The sequence below is a fragment of the Levilactobacillus parabrevis ATCC 53295 genome (assembly GCF_001434055.1).
In the GTDB taxonomy this organism is placed as follows: domain Bacteria; phylum Bacillota; class Bacilli; order Lactobacillales; family Lactobacillaceae; genus Levilactobacillus; species Levilactobacillus parabrevis.
The window spans coordinates 1-15,343 of record NZ_AZCZ01000028.1 but is presented as its reverse complement, the minus strand read 5'-3'; the positions used below and the strand labels follow the sequence as shown (position 1 = coordinate 15,343).

The 15,343-nt window shown below is 49.4% G+C and carries 16 protein-coding genes and 1 riboswitch; of the genes, 5 read left to right on the top strand and 11 right to left on the bottom strand.

The window, feature by feature from the left end; all coding sequences use genetic code 11:
* Positions 1-87 precede the first annotated feature (87 nt).
* Positions 88-270: riboswitch (Lysine riboswitch) on the bottom strand.
* A 56-nt stretch (positions 271-326) separates the two neighbouring features.
* Positions 327-875, bottom strand: a complete 549-nt coding sequence (locus FD07_RS08275; RefSeq protein WP_020089842.1) for a GNAT family N-acetyltransferase — start codon at positions 873-875, stop codon at positions 327-329.
* Between the two features lie 114 nt (positions 876-989).
* Here FD07_RS08275 and FD07_RS08270 point away from each other — a divergent pair, with 114 nt between their 5' ends.
* Positions 990-1,778 carry an alpha/beta hydrolase gene (locus FD07_RS08270; RefSeq protein WP_020089843.1) on the top strand — a complete coding sequence of 263 codons (789 nt, stop codon included), beginning with the start codon at positions 990-992 and terminating at the stop codon, positions 1,776-1,778.
* Between the two features lie 119 nt (positions 1,779-1,897).
* Here the strand turns inward: FD07_RS08270 and FD07_RS08265 are convergent, their stop codons facing one another.
* From FD07_RS08265 to FD07_RS08235, 7 genes are all read right to left on the bottom strand, one after another.
* Positions 1,898-2,566 (bottom strand): phosphatase PAP2 family protein, encoded by a 669-nt coding sequence (locus FD07_RS08265; protein ID WP_020089844.1) that lies wholly within the window; start codon positions 2,564-2,566, stop codon positions 1,898-1,900.
* A gap of 110 nt (positions 2,567-2,676) precedes the next feature.
* Positions 2,677-3,126, bottom strand: a complete 450-nt coding sequence (locus FD07_RS08260; protein ID WP_020089845.1) for a threonine/serine exporter family protein — start codon at positions 3,124-3,126, stop codon at positions 2,677-2,679.
* 12 nt (positions 3,127-3,138) lie between these two features.
* Positions 3,139-3,894 carry a threonine/serine exporter family protein gene (locus FD07_RS08255; protein ID WP_020089846.1) on the bottom strand — a complete coding sequence of 252 codons (756 nt, stop codon included), beginning with the start codon at positions 3,892-3,894 and terminating at the stop codon, positions 3,139-3,141.
* Positions 3,895-4,846: 952 nt separating this feature from the next.
* The gene (locus FD07_RS08250; RefSeq protein WP_020089849.1) at positions 4,847-5,494 is read right to left on the bottom strand and encodes a metal-dependent transcriptional regulator; all 648 of its coding nucleotides are present in this window, start codon (positions 5,492-5,494) and stop codon (positions 4,847-4,849) included.
* Positions 5,495-5,548: 54 nt separating this feature from the next.
* Positions 5,549-6,448, bottom strand: a complete 900-nt coding sequence (locus FD07_RS08245) for a cation diffusion facilitator family transporter (protein WP_020089850.1) — start codon at positions 6,446-6,448, stop codon at positions 5,549-5,551.
* 175 nt (positions 6,449-6,623) lie between these two features.
* Positions 6,624-7,187: a GNAT family N-acetyltransferase gene (locus FD07_RS08240; RefSeq protein WP_020089851.1), complete on the bottom strand. Its 564-nt coding sequence runs from the start codon at positions 7,185-7,187 to the stop codon at positions 6,624-6,626.
* 1,011 nt (positions 7,188-8,198) lie between these two features.
* Positions 8,199-8,642 (bottom strand): MerR family transcriptional regulator, encoded by a 444-nt coding sequence (locus tag FD07_RS08235; RefSeq protein WP_020089853.1) that lies wholly within the window; start codon positions 8,640-8,642, stop codon positions 8,199-8,201.
* Positions 8,643-8,860: 218 nt separating this feature from the next.
* Here FD07_RS08235 and FD07_RS08230 point away from each other — a divergent pair, with 218 nt between their 5' ends.
* Positions 8,861-10,351 carry an MDR family MFS transporter gene (locus tag FD07_RS08230; RefSeq protein WP_020089854.1) on the top strand — a complete coding sequence of 497 codons (1,491 nt, stop codon included), beginning with the start codon at positions 8,861-8,863 and terminating at the stop codon, positions 10,349-10,351.
* The gene (locus FD07_RS08225) at positions 10,348-11,073 is read left to right on the top strand and encodes a DUF4811 domain-containing protein (RefSeq protein WP_020089855.1); all 726 of its coding nucleotides are present in this window, start codon (positions 10,348-10,350) and stop codon (positions 11,071-11,073) included. Before FD07_RS08230 ends, FD07_RS08225 begins: the two co-directional genes overlap by 4 nt.
* A gap of 146 nt (positions 11,074-11,219) precedes the next feature.
* Here the strand turns inward: FD07_RS08225 and FD07_RS08220 are convergent, their stop codons facing one another.
* Positions 11,220-11,456, bottom strand: coding sequence for a MerR family transcriptional regulator (locus FD07_RS08220; protein WP_033388892.1), 237 nt, complete (start codon positions 11,454-11,456; stop codon positions 11,220-11,222).
* 394 nt (positions 11,457-11,850) lie between these two features.
* Here FD07_RS08220 and FD07_RS08215 point away from each other — a divergent pair, with 394 nt between their 5' ends.
* Positions 11,851-12,555: an AzlC family ABC transporter permease gene (locus FD07_RS08215; protein ID WP_020089857.1), complete on the top strand. Its 705-nt coding sequence runs from the start codon at positions 11,851-11,853 to the stop codon at positions 12,553-12,555.
* The gene (locus FD07_RS08210; protein WP_020089858.1) at positions 12,546-12,881 is read left to right on the top strand and encodes an AzlD domain-containing protein; all 336 of its coding nucleotides are present in this window, start codon (positions 12,546-12,548) and stop codon (positions 12,879-12,881) included. Before FD07_RS08215 ends, FD07_RS08210 begins: the two co-directional genes overlap by 10 nt.
* An 81-nt stretch (positions 12,882-12,962) precedes the next feature.
* On the opposite strand, the gene FD07_RS08205 is transcribed toward FD07_RS08210, so the two are convergent.
* Both FD07_RS08205 and FD07_RS08200 read right to left on the bottom strand, forming a co-directional pair.
* Positions 12,963-14,234 carry a uracil-xanthine permease family protein gene (locus FD07_RS08205; RefSeq protein ID WP_020089859.1) on the bottom strand — a complete coding sequence of 424 codons (1,272 nt, stop codon included), beginning with the start codon at positions 14,232-14,234 and terminating at the stop codon, positions 12,963-12,965.
* Positions 14,235-14,455: 221 nt separating this feature from the next.
* Positions 14,456-14,866: a hypothetical protein gene (locus tag FD07_RS08200; protein WP_020089860.1), complete on the bottom strand. Its 411-nt coding sequence runs from the start codon at positions 14,864-14,866 to the stop codon at positions 14,456-14,458.
* Between the last annotated feature and the right edge of the window lie 477 nt (positions 14,867-15,343).

The following is a 15,343-nucleotide window of genomic DNA, read 5'->3' as shown; positions in this document are numbered from 1 at the left end:
TCCTCGAAACGACCCAGTGAACGAAAAAATCTCCTTCGCAATAAAAGCCCGCGAAAGAGATTGGAAAGTTCATAATTCCAAGTCAATATCGTTGAAAGCGCCCCGCAGCCTAATATTTGACTGCGACAGTCCCTGATCTGTTAAACCAGGACCCAACCCTCACGCTAGGTAGTCACGTGGGAATTTCGGCAATCGCCCCTTTTGCTTCCCCTCATCGGTGATACCCACCTGAGGAAAGCGACTCATGTTGATTGCGCCTCTTCTATTCGATACATTGAAGTATACTCATGAATTTTGAAAATTGCAAGATTAAATTTAGATTAGTGTCAATTATTTTGAGAATCATTCAGGTTTAGGCAAAATAAAGCCTGTCGTTGCAACGTTTGTCCACCACCGGTCACGCCCATCAATTGGTCACCGATTGTTTGGAAACATAATTTTTCTAATAATTGGCAGGACCGACCATTGCTGACCAGGCAGTTCGCCCAGACCGATTTAACCGGTGATTCCGCCCGTTTCAAGTCCTTAAAACACGCCATTAAGGCTTCGGGCATCAGCCCTTGCGCCCAGTATTCCGGGTCCAAGAAATAACCTAATTCCAGACTCGTCTCGTCAGGCAGGCCATTGTCTGCGAACCAATCGTAAAAGATAACCGCGCCAATAAACTGATTGGTCTGATGAAGAATGATTGCATAGGACCGCGCGCTGTTTCGATCCGCACGGTACCACCGCCGAACTTGCCTGTCATCCGGTTGTGGTGAGAAGCCCACGGGCTGCGCGATCACCGGGTTGGTCACTAGCCGCTTATAGGCCGGATAGTCACTGTCCGTCAGCGGGCGTAAGTCTAGCCGCTGCGTCTTTAAAATTGCTGTCACTCGCACAACTCCCTCTCGTTACTTTTTGATAAAGTGCGTTACAATTAGATATAACGTCTGCATAACCTTTAGCATCTATACTAACATGATTCAATAACTCAAGGAGGATTTGCAATGAAGATTATTACCCAGTCGCTTGCCACTGACTCCGCGGCTTACCTACAGGGCTATCTGCGTGAGGATGGCGATACAGCCTATCCCGCTATGATTATCGTTCCCGGTGGCTCTTACACCCACATCCCCGAACAGCAGGCCGAGGACTTGACGCTAGCCTGGTCCGCCCGTGGTTTCCAAGCTTTCTTTCTCCGCTATAGCTTTACGGGAGAAAAACAACCCCTGCTACCAGCACCCGTCGTTGAATTGGCACAAAGTGTGGCCACGATTCGTCAACACGCAGCGGATTGGCGCATTGATGCCAACCGCATCACTGTCGCTGGCTTCTCCGTGGGTGGTCACATCGTTGCCCTCTTCAATGACCTCTGGCACGATGACCAGATCAATGGCCTCGCCGGAACACAGCCAGACCAGGTCAAACCCAACGCCGTAATCCTCGGCTACCCGGTCATCTCATCCAAGTTAGGGTTCCCAACCGACCAGCAAGTCCTAGCAAGCTGGTCCGCCGACGTCGATAGCATCGCCGCAGATGAGCTAGTCAACGACCAAAACGTGCCAACCTTCATCTGGGGCACGGCCGCCGACCCACTGGTTCCGGTTCAAAATGCCCTGAGTTACGCGCAGGCTTCCCTGGCCCATCACGTGGATACCGACCTCCACATCTTCCACCACGGTCCCCACGGCTTAGCACTTGCCAACCACGTGACGGCGTGGAAGCCAGGAACCGATTTACCCCACGTCGCCCACTGGATGGACTTAGCGAACGAGTGGCTGGATGAATTGAATTAACTTAAAGTCATTTAAAGAACCATTGACAAAAAGGTAGTTGCGTCAATTCCCAGTGGAATCGATGCAACTACCTTTTGATTTGAGCTAAGAATCTTATCCTCAGCTTCACTTTCATACCCTTAAATTTCAGATCTCTTGAGTAATGGCCAGTTCTGCATCATCGGTGCGAACCGAATGTAGAGTCCTTCTGCCACTTGTAACCACAGGTAGGCTAGTAAGATGGCCCCAATGGTATCCGTTGGGAAGTGGGCGTTTAAGTAGATCCGGGAGATCATGACCAACCCCATCCAGACAATCAGGATGATCCGAAGTAACCACGCCTTCCACGCATGCGCAATCATCGGCAAGAGCACGACCCAGATCATCGCAATGATCAGAAATGTTCCGAAGACGTGCCCACTAGGAAAACTAAACCCATCGTCGATAGCCAAATGAGTTGATGGCCGCGCACGCGCAACGAACTTCTTAACCAAAGCGGCGATGACATCCCCACCCGCTAAGGTCGCCAGACACCAGAGCGCTGGAATCTTGAATTTAAAGCCCCACAGTAGGAAGGCCAGAATTAAGGCCCAGATAATAGCTAATTTCGGTTCTGCCAGACTGGTTACGCCCCGGTACAATAACGTCTTCCATTCCGGCTGATTTTTTTGAATCACATCAATGATCGATGAATCCAAGAAGTCCACGTAGGCGTTCTGGACCTTCACAAAGTAAGCCACAACCAGGAAAAGCACCGTGGTCAGTGTAAACTTCCACGGCCGATCCCGATCTCGATTAAATAACATCATGATTAAAATTCCTTTCGTCATACCCGATTCTGGGAAACCCCTAGCAATGAGTATACCACCCCACCGCTAGATTTCTAGAGTTGCTATAAGATTATCAGACTTCCTTAAGGTTATCGCCGATGCCGCCAGACCCGTTGCTGGACCCGGTTGACCAATTCCGACAATAGGAACCCGAAGGCAATCGCCCCGGAAATCATGACGACCTGGATCAGGAAGACAAACGCCGTGGAATTCTCGCCCAACGCAAAGTATTTGATCATCTGGTAGGCCTGCCCTCCCGGCACCAATGGTACCAGTGCAGGGATGTTAAAGAGAATCATTGGCATCTTCTTGATACGGGCGGCTTGTAGCGAGGCCACTCCAATGACGACCGCTCCCATCATATTACCGACGACGTAGCCGCCACCCCAGATGACGATAAATTTATACACAAAGTAGCCCAGTACCCCAATCCACCCGGCAAAGTTCAGCGCACGACGGGGAATATTCAGTAGGATACCAAAGCCGATGGTCGCAACGTAATTACCGGCAACCTCAATTAAAAATTCAGTCAAAGACATTTGGTACCCTCCCTAAAGAAATTGTAAGACCATGGCAATGCCAAAGCCGATAGCAGCCGCACTGACCAAAGCCTCCACACCCCGAGCCGGGCCACTGACCAGGTTACCAGCCAGAATGTCACGCACCGAGTTGGTAATGGGCACGCCGGGTACGAGGGGCATGACGCTCCCGATGATAATGTCATCGACGCTATTCCCCAACCCTAAGTGAACCGACCAGATTGCCAGCACACCGATCGTGGCCGCCGCCGCAAATTCTGACAGGAAGCGAATCTGGATGAACTTGTTGAGCAGGTAAAAGACCAACCAGCCTAAGGCTCCCACCACACAGGTAATCCAAAAATCGGGAAGGTTGTGCCGGAAGACGACTTCCAGTGGCCCACTGACCATAGCAGCCGACAGCAGCTGGAGCCAAAACGGAAAGTACTTCGTTGACTTGTCCAAGTGGTCCAAACGATTAGCAAACTCCTGTAAGGTGATCTTATGCGCCGCAAATTGTCGCGACAAGTCATTGACAACAGAGATTTTTTCCAAATCAAACGTCCGGCGCTTGACTGGCTCGATCTGAGCACCAACCTCCCCGTTGATGGCCATCAGGATCCCCGTGATCATCACGAAGAGTTGACTGGTCTTCGCCCCCGCATTGTGGGCGATGCGTTCCATAGTATCCTCGACCCGCTCGACTTCCGATCCATTTTCAATCATGATTCGACCAGCGGTTAATGCCGTATGTAAGATTAATTGATCCCGTTTCTTCTGGCTACTCATCTCTGTCCCTCCCGCCGGTTTTCATTTATTATACGACAGTCGCTATGGGTCTGACACCACTAACTTACCGGATAACGCAAATACTTTAGAATTTGGCTGGCTGGTCTACGAAGTGTCGCCTACGGCTGGACTATCTTTGACCACAAATGGTGCTTTTGTTCCTGAGACACTTCTATTTACTTAACTAACATCCCCAGATGCCACCAAATGTCGACGTTCACTAGCAATAGGCGGCGCTTCAACCCCAACCAGTTTTCATACTCAGCCGAAACCTCTACGTATTCTGAAAAAAGTGAGACAGATTCCCGGATTTTTACATTAGTAATAAGTATAAGTGCTTTTAAGGATAGTAACAGACCACCGACTCATAGCGATACAGCCTGAATCAGACAAAAATTTTACAGTCATAGAATCGTTAAAATAGCGGATACATCTCATTCGGATACTAAACTTATATCGGTATGTAACCTGTATCAATGGCCATGACGATCCTAGCCGGAGGAGGCCAGGAATGGAGCCAGCCGTGGCGGTGATGACTGAACGGGCGCTCGGACCTCCCCGTTCAGTCATCACAGAATTTCCGACATCCGCAGGCGACCTGCCGTCAACCATAGAAAAAAGGAACAACCGACAGATGCCGATTGTTCCCTTCAATTAATTACATTTTAGTTGATACTCAAAGTTTAAAACGCTACGTCAGCGCTTCAAAGGCATTAAATGTTGCCAGCTAAATGTTTGTCTAGACGGAGGCAGCCAGGGGTGGCGCCAGCCGTGACGACGGTGTTAGTCCGGACGGTTGCTTTTACCCGGGCTTACACCGTGGGACGCGTTTGGAAACTCGCACGATTTTAGCGAGGTTTCAAACCGAGACGGAAGCCCGCCTTTTGGCTGTAGTCGTTCCCCACAGCGGCAGAACCCCTGGCAGCCGCAGGCGACAATGCTCAGCTCAGATTTATTTAATGAAGATGTAGTGGGACGCCTTGTAACTCACAATCAGTTCCGCATCGTCCGTTAAGTTCTGCACGGTCACGGGGCCCTCAAACGGATCGTGTTTGATGATCCGCAGCTGATCGCCAATATCCAGCTCCAAGTCACCTAAATACGTCAACAGGTCCCGATTATCGATAAACCGGTCCACAGTCACAACCGAGCCATCCTTGGCATCGTTTAAGACGGTATGGCTGTCTTCATGGTAGTGGCCAAACCGGTCCGGAATGACCCCACCATGGGGACAATGCGTGGGGTGACCCAGCATGTCGTCCAGCGAATTAACTAATTTGGGACTCGTCACATGTTCCAGCACTTCAGCTTCCGCGTGAACGTCGGGCAAATCGTAATCCAACTTTTCCACGAGAAAGACTTCCCAGATTCGGTGCTTACGAACCAAATCTTCGGCCAACCGGATTCCCCGGTTAGTCAGGGAAATGCCGGCGTAAGGCGTATGCTCGGCCAAGCCCTCTGCCGTCATCTTATTGACCATTTCGGTCACGGACCCGGCAGCAATATTCAAGCTGATAGCAATCTGTTTATTGGAAACTTTCTTTTGCTTACCACCCAGCTCAAAAATAATTTTTAAATAATCCTCCTTCATCGGAGTCATCACTGTTCACCTCATCTAGATTATGTTCCTAACCCAACAACCGCAACAGCACAATTACTCGTGCCGCCAATCATTTTGATCATAAAATAACGCTTCGTGCTCACCACGGTGGCACTCCGCCTGAATCGTCACGTGATTTACATTATACTTCCGACACAGCAAGGTTTCAATCTGCCGATAAATCGGTTCAATCTCCGCTAGTGGAAGATCATCCATATTCACGTGTACCGAAAAGACAATGTTGTTCTCGTCAATTTGCCAAGCGTGCAGGTGATGGACCCCCTCAACTTCCGGCAACCGCTCAATATCCTGAGCTATCGCCTCATAGTCGAGGTCCGGCGAAGCTTCCATCAGGATGCCCAACGTCTGCTTCACGATTGGCCAAGACTCAATGGCAATGTAAATGCCCACCAGAATCGTAATTACGGGATCAACCCAGTTCACGTGCCACACGGTGATCATCACGGCCCCAACAATCACACCAACTGATGCCAGCGCATCACTCAATAAGTGCAGGTAGGTCGCCCGAACGTTTAGATTGTGCTTAGCCCCGCGATTCAAAAGAACCGTTGATAAGAGATTCGCGCCAAAACTAACGACGGCGACTAGGAGCATCACCGTCCCCTGCACGTGCTCGGGATGGAAGAGTCGCCGGACAGCCTCGACCGCCAGAATGACGCAGACGACCACCAACACCAGGGCATTCAACAGCGCCGCCAAGATTTCCGCACGCCGGTAACCGTACGTGTTGGTGCGGGTCTGCTGCCGACCACCAATCTTATGGGCCGCGTAACTCAACACGATGGAGAGCGCGTCGCCAAAGTTGTGAAAGGCGTCTGAGAGCAGTGAAAGACTGCCCGACAATAGACCCCCGATGAATTCAAATATCGTAATCACAACATTTAACACAGTAACCAGAAAGAACCGGCCACCCGATAAGCTACTCTTTTCCAACGCGCATCACCCCTATGGTTGACTACTTCCTATTATCGCAGAGTTTAGGGTGAATGAAAAGGTGGTTTTCGGCAAACCTGACTTTGATACAAAAATAGGATCAATTCCCGATGAAAGCGGAACCAATCCTACTATTATATACATTCTTTATTTAGCAGCGCCGGGCGTCCTAAAATTACTTAGTCGTCACTGAGTGCAGCACGTGTTCTGGTTTAACGTTAGCCGTGACCCGTTCGTAAGCAAAATCCTTCGTGCCGGGCATATCAACGGCTGCGAGATCAATCATTCCAGTTTCAGTGAAACCGTTCTTCTTGATAACGTGTTGCATTGCCATATTTTGAGGGTGCGTATCAATGCGGATACTTTCGATGTCCGCAGCGTGGTCAATCTGTTCAAAGAGCCGACTGAACAATTCACCAGCAAGTCCCCGACCATGATGGTGGCTGGATACTGCTACACGATGAATCGCCAAGTAAGGCGCCTGTTTGGTCAGCCACTGACCTTCAATCTGTTTGTACGTTGGGTCCTCTCCCGGAATAATTGCGGCAGTCCCCAAGATTTCGTTGTTTTCTTCCAACACGACCGTCCACCCTTGGTGAATGTCGTCAACTAAGACCGCAGTGTTGGGGTAGGCTCCCTGCCATTGATCAATTGCTTGGGCCGCCAATAATTCACGACCATCACGAATGATTGATTCAATTTGTGGTAAGTCCGCCATAGTAGCTTGTCGTAACAGCATGTATAACACCATCCTTCATGTTTTTGTTTTAAAGCGATTTTGTTATATTAACACGCTGACGACGAAATACAACCATCTTGACCAACTTTTTTCTTCTGTGCAAAATGGCACAAATGAAAACGCCCGTTTGATAGCTTTCATAGAAAAATTGCCGTTTCATTTTCCTTTCATTTTCTCACAGATTTCTCACGGATGAAACTAACTATTATAGCTTAAAACAATAGTGATTACTCAGAGCGTATGCCCATCTCTAAGTCTTAAAAATGTGATGACACGTTGTGACCACCGTTTAGGCCAGAACCGGAGTCGAATAGGAACGGAACCCCGCGACGGTGCAGTTAGACTGGATACCTCTCTTGATTCATAGTTACCTATATCCGCTTGCTAAGCGTGATACAAACCAACGCGGCTTATTGCATGCCATTACAGACTTGGCAACACGGTCAGTGTCAGCCGGAGGGCGGTCAACTATCGGCTCAGCCGGTGGAATTCTCTTAGTGGTGATTTTGACCGCTTAGAGAATTGGTGTCCTTGAGACGCGATTCATAGCGGCTTGAGGACAAGTTGGAAGACCGCTCCTTGGCTTCCGACGTCCGCCACCAGCGTTCCGGCCGATAGTTGACCGCCCGGGAGGCGACGTTAACCGCCACGTCCAAGACAAAAATGGCAACAAAAAAAGCGGCTGGTCAAGAACTTTCTAAACTTGACCGACCGCCAACGGAAGCCGTTCCGGGCGAGCGAAAAATCAAAAGCAGTTTCAATTTTCCAAAAAACACGTCGTTTAGGTTTCACGATTGCTTACGTCAACTTAAGTTAACGTAGTCCATGCGCGAGATGAACGCGCTATTACTCATGGTTATTAGCCTGGTTTCACAACACGTCAACAACATGATTGACCACCAATCCAGCCAGAAGATCGATTGGTATCGAAAGTTTTTTCTGCCTGGGACCTGAAGAATCTCCCGTGTCTTCAGGTTACCATTGTTACAGGCGATTAACAATAAAATCGCCCTATTTAACTGCTGGAATCAGCTTAAAGTGCCACTGACTCGCAACACGCTCCGCAATCAACTCCTGAGTCGGGTCCGGATCGAACTGACCGAGGTTGATCTGAACGTCCCCGTCGTCGGCCATACTGACATGTGAAAACCGCCCATCCACGAAGGATCTGAGTGCATCAAACAAGTCCTTACGGCGCTTTGCTTGCTTGACCGCAGCCACCAACGTGAGGCCCTGATCCAGAAGCGTCTTGATCTGCTGCACCTGTATCAACGTCTTATAGCTAAATTTACGGTTCTTGCCATCCCCAACCTCCTGGCTGTGAATATAGCCCTTGCGCTCCCAGTAACGGAGCTGGCTCTGCGAGACACCAGTTGCTTCGGCCACATCCCCGATTCCCAGTACAATATGGGCCATCGGAAATTTTTTAATTAAATTTGTTTCGTCTTCATTCATTAGAAGGTCACCCACTTTCACAAAAATTCCAATTTTTAAAAATGCCCGTCTAAACGTAATGAAAGCGGTCATCAATTTTGTTAGGTAATTTAAAAAGCTTGTTCACTTTTCTCCAACTAGTATATATATTCTAAAAAGGTTGTCAAGCTAGTTGACAAAATAGTTCATTCTGCGTATAGTGATTTCAGAATTAATTTTAGGAAAAAGAGGGAATTATTTTGGGAAATGCAGCATCGCTTGATACAAACGGCAAGCCCTACAACCGGAACCTCCTGGTTGTTCTCCTATTAATTGGGACGTTTTGTACCGTTTTAAACCAAACTATTTTAAGTACGGCCTTTCCAACCTTAATGAAGGCCTTTGATGTCTCAACGTCAACCGTACAATGGTTGACCACGGGATTTCTGTTAGTCAATGGGATCATGATTCCCATCAGTGCCTGGTTGCTGAACACCATCAGCTCCAAGGTTTTGTACATTAGTGCCATGACAACTTTCTTAGTCGGAACCATCACTTGTTGGGCCGCCGTTAGCTTCCCAATGCTATTGGCCGGCCGGCTGATTCAAGCCGTTGGTGTGGGAGTCTCCATGCCATTACTGCAGACCATGATGCTGACGATCTTCCCCGCTAACAAACGGGGAACCGCCATGGGTCTTGCCGGGATCGTCATTGGTCTGGCACCAGCTATTGGCCCGACCCTTTCTGGGTGGGTCATTGACAACTGGACCTGGCGGGACCTCTTCGGGATGATCATTCCAATCGTTGCCGTCGTGATCTTAGCCAGCTTCTGGCTCATGCGTAGCGTGCTGGAAACGCACAAAGAACCCTTAGACGTGCTATCCGCAATTCTGTCTACCATCGGATTCGGGAGCATGCTGTATGGTTTCTCCTCCGTTGGTGACGACGGTTGGGGTAGCGTCAAAGTTCTCTCGACCTTGATTATCGGGTTCATCTTCGTTGGTCTGTTCATCTGGCGTCAACTCGTCATGGACGATCCATTCTTGAACTTCCGCGTTTACAAGTCTAAGCAATTTACAATTGCGGCCATCTTAAGTTCCGTGGTCAACATGGCCATGGTCGGCGTGGAAATGGTCATTCCCCTCTACCTTCAAATGGTTAAAGGGATGTCCGCCTTTCATTCAGGGCTGACGCTGTTAGCCGGCGCCCTTATGATGGGGATTATGAGTCCTATCACCGGGCGGGCATTTGACCGCTTTGGGGCTAAGCGTTTAGCCACGATGGGGATGTTCCTCCTGACGGTCGGGACCTTGCCATTCGTCTGGATCACCAAGGATACCTCAACGCTGTACATCGTGATCCTCTATGCCATCCGGATGTTCGGGATCGCCATGGTTATGATGCCAGCAACCACTGCCGGAATGAACGCTTTACCAATGAACATGCTGTCTCACGGGACTGCCGTCAACAACACCCAACGGCAAGTCGCCAGCTCTGTCGGAACGGCTATCATGGTCAGTGTCTTGACCAACGTTACCAAGAACAGTATGCCTGCTAAGCACGTCTTGACGACGGACCCTCTGAGCTACGCCTCACGTGCCATTAACGCCACTTTGAACGGTTACCATGCCGCCTTCTGGATTGCCATTGGATTCAGTGTCATTGCCCTGTTTGTGGCCTTCCAATTGAAGGGTTCCCATTCCGTTCACATGGCGGATGAAGATTCTATTAAAGGAGGTGCCGCAAAGTGATTGTCATTACATTAGTTCTCTGTGCGGTTCTCGCTTTCGTCTTTTACGTTTACATGTCTAAGCGGGCCCTCGCAAATACGTTGACCGTTCTCGCCATCGTCGGGATGCTAACTAGTATCTTCTTCATGGTCAAGAACGATCATGATCACTACGGCCTGCACAACGTCACCACGACGTCGACCCAAAAGATTTACTCGGCTTCACCTTCTAAGCAGCTTCCGATGATGATCTATCAATCTATCGGGACTGCGAACAAGCACCAGGTCTACGTTTACAAGACCAGCGCTGATGCCAAGAAGACCAGCCACACCAAGGCTAAAGTCACCACCAAGAACGTGGTTAAACGGACGACGGGAGCTAACCGCATCGTCACCAAGAAGGTTTACCGCGAATATAAGAGTGATCTGTACAGCTTCTGGTTCGGTCTCTCCGGTAACGGTCACAAGTACGTGAAGGAAACCAACACCATTTATGTCAACAAAGACTGGACGGTTCTGAGTGCAACTCAAGCTAAAAAGTTACAAAAATTAACCAGTTCAAAAGCCTTTCAGGCCAAGCAAAAGACGGCGGCTACAGCCTACGTCAAGCAACAGGTCATGGCAGCGATGACGAAGAACCCATCGTTGTCAGCAGCAGAACAGAAGAAAGTTACCAAGCAAGCTGCGGCCGCTTACCAAGCCCAAGCCATGCAACAGCTGATCAAGCAAGTTAAAGCTGAATAACCGGTAACGTCAAAGGACGGTCATCCCCCATTGTGGGCATGACCGTCTTTTTTCGTCTCGTGGAGATTGATTGACTGTACGCAAAAAAATAACGCCTGCGGCTAACCCGCACGGCGTTATCTGGTACTACATTTACACTTTCGTTACTAAACTTGCATGAGTCGAGATTGACCCTTCCGGCATCGTGGTAACAATCCGGATAAGTCATCTAAAGACGTCCCGTTATCCTGAAAACACTGAATCATATCAATCCAGTAGAGATCCGAATCATCGAATTCCGTGGCGGAATGATCTGCTCCCAGCAAACCATGCTTAACGTATTCATCGATTCGACTAGCATCAACGTTAGCCGCCTTTGCCAGTTCAGTTAAGTTCATCTTCATCATCTTTACCCCGCTTTCTTCGTTTATCAATGAGAGTATCATACAACCGCTATCAGCAAAAAGCAACCCTTTTACGCGAAGTATTTTTCACAGAAATTTTACATTTTTGTTGCAGAATGGGCTAGGCCAAATCAGTAGTCTATAAACCGCGGCCCACCAGTCTTCCATCCAAATTGATTGGGATGAATTTGAGTTAATTTTTAGGGCCTAACAACTTTTGGAGCATCCCTTTTTTCACTGCTTTAGTGTCACCACATCTATCTCGTCAATTCTCCCTATCTATCTTATCACCAACAATTGAACTAAATAGTTCAAATTGCCAGTTTACCTTCACCAACGATAGCGATACACTGGTACTTAACTTGATTAATTTTCAATGAGAGGAAGTCTGTCTATGGGTCCTTCACTAACCTTCAGGACCGGCGTCCGCGATGTGTTACCGACTGTTTTTGGCTACATTGGCGTTGGATTAGCATTTGGTATCGTCGCGCACACTAGTCACCTAAGTCTACTGGTCGTGGCCGGTATGTCCTTTATCGTTTACACTGGCTCCGCGCAATTCATCATCACCAGCATGCTCCTGCTGCATGATCCACTGTCCGCCATCTTTATCTCGACCTTTCTGGTCAACTCACGGATGATCCTGATGAGTACCAGTCTGGCTCAGTATTTCCGGCACGAGTCTCTGTTCAAGAATCTCCTGATTGGCACCCTCGTGACCGATGAGACGTTTGCGCTGGCAATGAACAAGCAGAACAAGACTAGCGGCAAGCTGAGCTTTGCTTGGCAATCTGCGGCTAACTTAGTGGCCTACCTCGTCTGGGGCGTGGCAACTATTGTTGGTGCCCTACTGGGAGGCATGATTGCCGACCCAACCCGCTTTGGTTTCGACTTCGCTCTGACGGCCATGTTTATCGGGCTGGTCTACCTCCAACTCATTAGTGACCGGCGTTTGGGCTTGTCCTTACAACTCATGGTCATGATCTTTGTTGCCATTATTTATTACTTCATGATTGGCCTGATGAGCCAGAACTTTGCCCTGCTGGTCGCTACGGTGGCTGGCTGTCTCTTTGGAATGGAGATGAAGAAATGTCGATAAGTGCAACTGAACTGTGGGTAATTCTTGGCTGCGGGGCGATTACCGTGGCTTCACGGGTTCTCCCTTTCGCCTTCGTGAAACAGGTCAGCATGCCAGCATGGCTGATCGACTTTCTGACGTTCGTACCCATTACGATTATGACGGCGCTGTGTTGTCAAAGCCTGTTCATCGCCAATCCCGGTCACCTCGCCACCCTCAACGTGGCCAACTGTCTAGCCGCCATCCCCGCCACGATTGCGGGTATATTAACCAAAAGTCTGCTAATGGTGGTTGTGGTGGGAATTATGGCCATGGCTGTGCTACGCTACTTTTCAATCGGTGGCTAGTTCACCACAAACTCACTCAGAAACGATAAAGCATCGCTGACGCAAAGGTTGTCAGCGATGCTTTTATTTTATCTCAACTTTTTAGACATCCTTTGGCAGAACCAGGTTCAGCGTGATGCCCAATACCGCCGCCACGGCCAACCCAGAAAATTCGTACTGGCCCAGCTTCAGGTAGGCATTTCCAATCCCGATAACCAGGATCGATGAAGCAATCATCAGGTTACGCCGCTTGTTAAAATCAACGTGCTTTTCGATCAGGATTCGCATCCCGCTGGAGGCAATCACCCCGAATAATAGGAAGCTGATTCCCCCAATAACCGGATTAGGAATACTTTCGATCAAGGCACTCAACTTGCCGACAAAACTGAAGATGACCGCGAACACGGCTGCTCCAATCAGGACGTAGACACTGTGAACCCGCGTGATTGCCAGCACACCGACGTTTTCACCGTAGGAGGTCACGGGCGGTCCCCCAACCAGACTGGCCACGATTGACGCCAAGCCATCCCCGGCCAACGTGTGATGGAGACCCGGGTCCTCGAAGAAGTTACGATGCGTCAGTTCATTTAACACCGTGATGTGGCCGATGTGTTCAGTCATCGTCACGAAGGCAATGGGCGCGAGGCTCAGCACGGCACCCCAATAGAAGTGTAGCGGATAGCTCACACCCGGAAATTCAAACTTGGGGAGCTGGAACCAGGCCGCTTCCAGTACTGGCTTAAAGTCGACCAATCCGGCAACCGCACCCACCATGTAGCCAAACACGATCCCCAGTAGGATGGGAATCAGCGCGAGGAACCCCTTCAAGTAAAGATTGAAAGCCACCGTCAGGAGCAGGGTGATCATTGCCACCAGGAAGAATTGCCAGTGATAGTTGCCGCTGCTGTCAACGGTCGCCTTCTGTGCAGCACTGCCAGCTAACGACAACCCAATGACCATGATCATCGGCCCAACCACGATGGGTGGCAGGACCTTATTGATCCAGTCGGACCCGGCCAAGGCGACAATGATTGCCACAATCAGATAGACCAGTCCCACAGCCATCGTCCCCTGTGCAATTCCCGGATAGCCGGTCGTCTTCATCAGGGCCACCATGGGGACGATGAATGAGAAACTCGACCCCATATATGCTGGAATCTTTCCACGCGTAATCAGAATGTACATCAGGGTGCCCACCCCGGAACTAAAGAGGGCAATCCCCGGGTTCAACCCGACCAAGATTGGGACTAAGACGGTGGACCCAAACATGGAAAATAAATGCTGAAGCGATAACCCAAACCACTGTCCCAAACTCGGTCGTTCCCAAATATCAATCAACGCATCCGGATTACGATAACGCGATGGTTCTTTCATGCCACATGACCTCCAGTTCAAAATTGGTTTAAAAAAAGGCGTGCCCGTCCCGTAAGGAAGCGTGCTCGCCCAGTTTACCCAGCTATCGCCGGAAGTCGAACCCTTCACCGCCTCACGGGACGATGTTAAAGGAACTAAATTTTTACCAGTATACGGTCCGTGACAGACCCTTGTCAAGAACAATCGTAACCAGGGGGTCAGGGACTAAACAATCAAATTATTTAGTCATTAACCATCCGCCAGTCACCCTGATCAGCTTTGGAAATGTCGTTCAAAAATTTCAAAACGCGCTTAGCCCGGTTGGGTTGTTGGTCATTTAGCAGGTTTAAGCCGGCGCCAGTCACCATTGGCTGGCTCAAGCGGAAGTCCCCGTCAGCCGTTTCCCCGGTCGCAAACGCCATCACGGTCTCACCGGATTCAATTTGCGTGGTTAGGAAAAACATCGTAAAGTCATCGTCTTCCTGCATGTAAGCTGGCATCGCCCAGATGTCGGGCGCAATCTCCTGCATTTCACCAGTTTCGGTGCCATCAAGGAACTTAAACTCCTTGTGGTTGGCCTGCGTGACGGGTTCCTTGAGAACCAGCATCATTTGGGCAAATTCAGCATCACCCATTTGAATATTGTCTTTCATGTGATTATTCCTCCTAATTTTTCGTTTATTTTTAGCAAATTAGATGTCCTTGTCCCAGACGTGATATTTTGTGGCATAGATTTAAGACTGGCTCTCATACCAACCCAAATTTAGCCAAAATACAGACGCTCAGCTCACAGTCAAAGAAGAAAACAAACCATCGTTTTGTCAAAACTAGCCAAGCCGGAGGAGGCCAGGGATGTAGCCAGCCGTGACGACGGTGTTAGACCGGGTGATTGCCTTTTCCCGGTCTTACAGCGTGGGACGCGTTTGGAAACTCGCATGAATTTTGCGAGGTTTCAAACCGAGCCGGAAGCCCGCTCTTCGGCTGCAGGCGGTCCCCACAGCGGCGGAATCCCTGGCAGCCGCAGGCGACAGTTTTAACCATATACGTACTGAGCGGATACTGCTTACCAGCAATCAGTATTATACCAATATTTGTGGCCAAATAAAATTCCTCGATTTAAAATTGAAGTG